Source organism: Actinomyces dentalis DSM 19115 (genome assembly GCF_000429225.1).
GTDB classification, from domain to species: domain Bacteria; phylum Actinomycetota; class Actinomycetes; order Actinomycetales; family Actinomycetaceae; genus Actinomyces; species Actinomyces dentalis.
In genome coordinates, this window is the sequence record NZ_AUBL01000082.1 from 1 (window position 1) to 5,641 (window position 5,641).

Below are 5,641 nucleotides of genomic sequence, written 5' to 3' on the forward strand. Positions count from 1 at the left end.
CACCCCCATGCCACAATCAACCCCGCAGCACCGGCAACGACGCCGCCCAACCCCACCCAACCAGACGATGAAAGATCGAGGTTAAGTGACGATCTCGCGCACGAAGTGACGTGCTCGCGGACCGAGCGGTATTCCCGCGGGTCTCGTTCGGCCGTCGGAGCGCCCCTCATGGTCGTCGTCCGACCCGTGGCCGCCCTCCCCGGGGCCCGCGACGGCGCCCCGGGCCTACGTCGTCATCGCCGCCGGGCCTGACCGCCCTCCCCGGGGCACGCGGCGGCACCGTTTGTCCAAATCTGTTGCAAAGGCCCCGATCCCGCCGAAGCGCCGGAGGAGAATCGTTGATATTACGCGCTTTCATCCGCGGCCGATCCCGCCGCGGAGGCCCTTTGCAACAGATTCGGACACAACCCCGCCACGGCCCGCCCCAGGAGCCCCACCCGCCCCACTACGACCGCGCCCCGCAGCGGTGAACCCGAACAAGTGGCGGCAATCGACGCTACGGTGGGCCCGTGAGCCCCGCCGCCGCCCTGTACGCCGTCAACGTCGTCTACACCGCCGTGCTGGCGGGCTTCATGATCTCCTACGTGGTGACCATGGGGTCCTTCTTCACCCACACGCTGAGTCATGGGAGACGCCGCGAGCTCCAGCGGCTCCTGCTGCCCTTCAACCGGGACGAGCACGTGAGCACCAGGTACGCCGCCTGGGTCCTGGGGCAGGTCGTGGTGGCCGCGGTGTCGCTGGCCCTCAACGCCGGGCGGGCGCCGCTGGCCGCCCAGATCTTCGCCGTCGCCGCCATGCCGCTGTGGTACGCGGTGCACGTCGGCTCCGGGTTCGCCCGCGCCGAGCACCTGGCCGAGGGCGGCCCCGAGGATGTGCCCGAGCGGGAGATCAAGCGCTTCCTCCGCCTCAACCTGCCCATCCACTGCGGCTACGCCGCCGTGTACGTCGCGGCCGCCCTGTGGCTGCTGACCGGACTGCTGTAACCGGCGCGCCGCCGGGCGCGGGGAGGTTCTCGGCAGGGACAAGCGGCTCCGGTCCCTGAAAAGGTGATGGCGGCTGGCGCCTCGGGACTCAGGAGTCCCGGTGCGCGGCCAGCAGCCGGGCCGAGGCCCGTGACCCCGACTCCATGAGGGGCCCGGCGAGCTCGGCGCTGATCCGGGCCAGGACGTCGTGCGGGTAGTCCGCGGGGAGGATCTGCGCGGGCAGGGCCGGCAGCGTGCCCCACACATAGGTGGCGCTGCTGAGCATGTCGTGAGCGCTCACCACCCGGGCCAGGAGGGCGGGGCGCGAGTCGTCCGAGGCGTCCAGGTCGCGCCAGCGGTCCTTGACGTCCTCCAGGTGCGCGGCCAGGCGGCGGATCTGCCGCGCCGCCTCGTCCAGCGGCCAGGCGCGCGCGGCGAGGTCCCGCGCGGCGGCGAGGTCGACGTCGAGGCGCCCCGCGGAGCATCCGGCGCACTCGGCCCAGCCGCCCGGCGGGCGCATGCCCAGCAGGACGCCGGGGCGGGGCGAGGCCCAGCCGTCGGCGAACGCGGCCGCGCGCAGGGCGTCGCGCTCGGAGCGCCGGATCTCGGGGATGTCGTAGATGACGATGTGGAAGCGGCCCTCCCAGTCGGGCCGACTTATGAATCTCTGCTCGATGGTTCGGTAGCGCCTCAGGAACGTGCCGTTCAGGGCGTAGGCGGTCTGCCTGCCGCGGCGGTGGGAGACGAGTCGGCCGTCGGCCACCGCGCGGGCGAGGTAGGAGCGCGCGCCCGAGGCGCTCATGTTCAGCGCGCCGAAGACCTCGACCAGGTAGGAGCCGGGCAGCTCCTCGACCTCGCACAGCCCGTACAGGAAGGCGAGGGTGCCACGGCCGACGGCGGAGGGGTGGGAAGCGTGTGCCATGCCCTCATCCTGCGCCCGTCGCGCCCGGATGAGGGGCGGATGCGGGGATTGGCGGGCGGGGCGGGCGCGAGGGACGGTGCGGCTCCGGTGGACACGCGGCGCGGCGCCGCACTACCGTTGAGTCTCATCCTGATCACGAAACGTGAAGAAAGCGAGCACTGATGACGCAGCGGAAGAAGACCGGCCGTCCCCCCGCCCCCGGCGGATCCCGCCCGCCCCTGAGCCGGGCCGAGGCCTGGCGCGAGGTGGGGCTCGCCGTCGCGGTGCTCTGGGCCGTGCTCGGCGGGGCCTGTTTCTTCACGGGAGCCCAGTGGGTGTACGACTCGTGGGGCACGAGCCTGAACGCGGCCCTCATCATCGACGTCATCTTCCTGGCGGGCGTGCTCGTCGTCATCGGCTTCGTGTGGTGGCGCCAGCGCCTGCACGGCGAGGGCCTGCGCGAACTCGGATGGGGTCGCCCCACCCGCGGGGCGGCGGTGGCCGTCGCCGTCGTCTACGGACTGGCGTGGGTGGCGATGAGCTACGCGCGCGGCGGGGATCCCCTCGCCTGGTCGTGGCAGCGCCCCATTATGATGAGCGTCGGCCTGATTCTCGCCTTCGGGGAGGAGATCGCGGTCCGCGGCCTCATCCTGGACCGGCTCGAGCGCTGCGGCACGGGCCGCCTCGTCCAGATCGTGACCACCGGGGCCGTCATGGGCGTCTACCACGGCGTCGTCGGCCACCACGTCTGGCCCTCGTACATGATCTCCAGCTTCGTCCTGTTCGGACTGCTCTCGGCCCTCTACATGTACGGCAGGAGGAGTCTGACCCCGCCGCTCATCGCGCACGCCATGACCCACTTCCTGGGCGACCCGGCCCTCATGCGGGGCATCCTCTACGGCGTCGCCCTCGTGGGGTGAGGGGCGCTCCAGCGGACGACGGCGGGGCTCGCGTCCCGGTTCGAAGGCGAGCGCATGCTGCGATAGGGTGGGGCAGTTCCGCCTCACGCGCCGCAGCCCGAGGAGCGCTCATGAAGCCCAAGGATTCCGACACGTTCATCGATATCGGCGTGTCGATCACAAGGCTGCTTCTCATCGCCTCCGGGCAGGGAACTGCTGCCAGTCTGATCGGCGAGGGTGCCGGGCTGCTCAAGAACCTCAGGAGCGGAGGGCAGCGAGCAGTCTCTGCCGAGAAGATCGCCGACGACGTGGCCGATCAACTGTTCCGGGAGCACGAGGGGATCTCCGAGGCCGATTGGCATGTGGCGGCGGCCAATGTCGCGCCGCTTATCGACCGGCTCTCGGAGAAGGACAGGCTCGCCGCGGGCTACGACTGGGAGGCGCTCCGCCCGGTACTCCGCGATTTGGGCAGTGAGGAACGGCAGTGCGCTCTGGCGGATGAGTCGGCCAGGCAGGCCTTCGACTGGGTTCTCGATGTGGCGTGCCAGCGCATTGCCGATTTGTTCACCGAGAAGGAGGCGCTGGCCTCTCTTCTTAAAAAGGTTAATGAGGACTGCGCCAGGCTTCAGCGGATTGAGCGATTACTCGATCGCCCGGGGGTTCAGGAGACCAGCGTCGTCATTAATGATCACATCGAGGTGCTTCGCGATCTCGCCCCGGATCGTCTGGAAGACCGTGAATCGGAGATGGCCGATCTCAAAGCGTTTGTGCACAGCTCGGACGATGTCTGGTACGCCATGGAGGCGGACATGGTCAGCGGCAAGACCGCAGTCATGGTATCCTTCGCGCTGGACTCGCCCGACGACGTGCACATGGTGTCCTTCTTCATCCGTCGCATCGGTGGCGATGGGAATGACAGAGGGAGCTTCGCCTTCGTCATGGGTGCGCAACTCGCGAAGATTCTTGGACACGAGTACACCGAACCCGTGCGTGATCCGGCTCAGCACACCGAGTTCCGCCAGTTGCTGCGTCGAGCGGCGACGGCGTGTCGTTCCGAGGCCACTCCCCGGCCCCTGGTTCTCCTCATCGACGGAGTCGATGAGGACTCCTACTTCGAGAATCCAGACGGAGCGGATGCCAAATCAATCCTCTCGCTGCTGCCGTCGCGCCTTCCCGAGGGGGTGAAGATTATTACCGCGTCGCGCCCCAACCCGCGTCTGCCGGAAGATGTCCTTTGTGATGCGAATACGAATAGGAGAATCGTCTCCCTGAAACCCTCTCCCATCGCCGAGAAGAGCATTAACAGAAAGGATATTGCGAAATTCTTCAAGTCCGATGTCGCCGTGGATATCGGAGCATTCTTGGCGGCCTGCGGCGGCGTCCTCACCGTGCAGGACCTGAGCAGGCTCCTTACCACGCATAGACATCAGAGGACTCGCACTTGGGATGTGAGAGAATATGTGGACCGATCACCGGGACGTATACTGACGCCCATCGATGTCGGATTCGGTGGCCAGGAGGTTCTGGCCTATCGCCTGGGTCACGACGTCGTGGAGCGCGCCGTCATTCTGGAGCTAGATCCGAACTCCTTCGGGGAGGGGGACGAACCCGAAGACGAGCGTTGGTGGGCGCCGATCCGCCAGAAGGCGCTGGCTCCCTACCGCGCGATCATCCGGAAGTGGGTGAAGGAGTGCGCCAGCAGAGGTTGGGGCCCGAGTACTCCCAGCTATGTGCTGAGTGGAGCCTGCTTCGATCTCGTGTTTAACGATAAGACAGATGACGGTTCTTCTGTTCGAGTTGTTCTCGACCGGGGTCGATACGATGAGATGCGGCGCCGGTCCGGACGGAGGTCACACGTTCTGAGAATGATCGATCGCGAGTGTTTAAAAACATTGAGCGTGAATCGCGGAGAACTCCCCGAAGATACGGTAACCCCACTTCTTGATATTGCCGAGTCGAGGGGCCTGCTTGCACGTATGTCCGCCTATGTGCCTGGTTTACTTAAACTCCATGCGCTGTATTTAAACCCCACTCCCGAGGCCATGTTGGACATGATTTTGGCTATTGATGATCCGCGGGACAGAGTGAACGCAATCAAGGAAATGGTGGGGGTGGTCATGAGGGCTGACCGCAATTACACGCACACGTTTTTGCCGTTTCTTCGTGCCGCTATGGACTCTTTGGCGACCCACCAAAGGCTTCGCTGGGATATTTTGCATTTTCTGATGGAAGTTCTTATGGTCGTCTACGGTGTTGACAACGGTTTCGGGAATAGCGACAACGAAAATCTAAAGAGTCTGTTAGATGTTTTTTTTGCTTCTCTTAAAATAGAGAAAGGCGTCTTACAGGTGCGATCTTCATTTAAGAATATTGATGGCCGCGACGGAGGCGATTATGTGGTTTCATCTTTTATCGTTGCTACTAGGGGTGTGGTCGAGAAAATCGAAGATCCCTATACGTGTGCGGAGGTTCTGACGAATGTTGCGAGCATGCTGGTTAGAGTGGGCAAAATTGATGATGCTCTTGAGTTGATCGGACAGATCGAGGATCGTTGGATACGTGCGGAGGGTCTGGCGGATATTGCGGGCGCTCTAGCTAGAATGAGCAAAATTGATGATGCTCTTGAGTTGATCGGACAGATCGAGTACCCTCGAGTGCGTGCGGAGGGTCTGGCGGATATTGCGGGCGCTCTAGCTAGGATGAAAAAGACTAGTGAGGCGCTGTGGATTATCAGGAATGCAATGCGTGCGGTCGAGCAAATCAAGGAGCTTTGGGGACGTGGTCGGGCTTTGGCGGGTGTCGCGGATGCTCTGGCCAGGGCGGGCGAAATCGATAGGGCTCTTGCCGTGATCAAACGCATTGAGAATCCCCGAGTGCGT

The 5,641-nt window shown here is 64.8% G+C and carries 4 protein-coding genes; 3 read left to right on the forward strand and 1 reads right to left on the reverse strand.

The features are described 5' to 3' along the window. The first annotated feature begins 509 nt into the window (after nucleotides 1-509). Nucleotides 510-983 carry a hypothetical protein gene (locus tag G446_RS0113150; RefSeq protein WP_026410483.1) on the forward strand — a complete coding sequence of 158 codons (474 nt, stop codon included), beginning with the start codon at nucleotides 510-512 and terminating at the stop codon, nucleotides 981-983. An 88-nt stretch (nucleotides 984-1,071) separates the two neighbouring features. On the opposite strand, the gene G446_RS18025 is transcribed toward G446_RS0113150, so the two are convergent. Continuing rightward, nucleotides 1,072-1,884, reverse strand: a complete 813-nt coding sequence (locus G446_RS18025) for a PaaX-like protein C-terminal domain protein (RefSeq protein ID WP_051286010.1) — start codon at nucleotides 1,882-1,884, stop codon at nucleotides 1,072-1,074. 161 nt (nucleotides 1,885-2,045) lie between these two features. On the opposite strand from G446_RS18025, the gene G446_RS0113160 reads away from it, so the two are divergent. Next, complete coding sequence (locus tag G446_RS0113160) at nucleotides 2,046-2,783, forward strand: CPBP family intramembrane glutamic endopeptidase (protein ID WP_026410484.1); 738 nt, start codon at nucleotides 2,046-2,048, stop codon at nucleotides 2,781-2,783. Between the two features lie 110 nt (nucleotides 2,784-2,893). Then, a partial coding sequence (locus G446_RS0113165; RefSeq protein WP_026410485.1) for a P-loop NTPase family protein occupies nucleotides 2,894-5,641 on the forward strand: 2,748 nt, incomplete at its 3' end.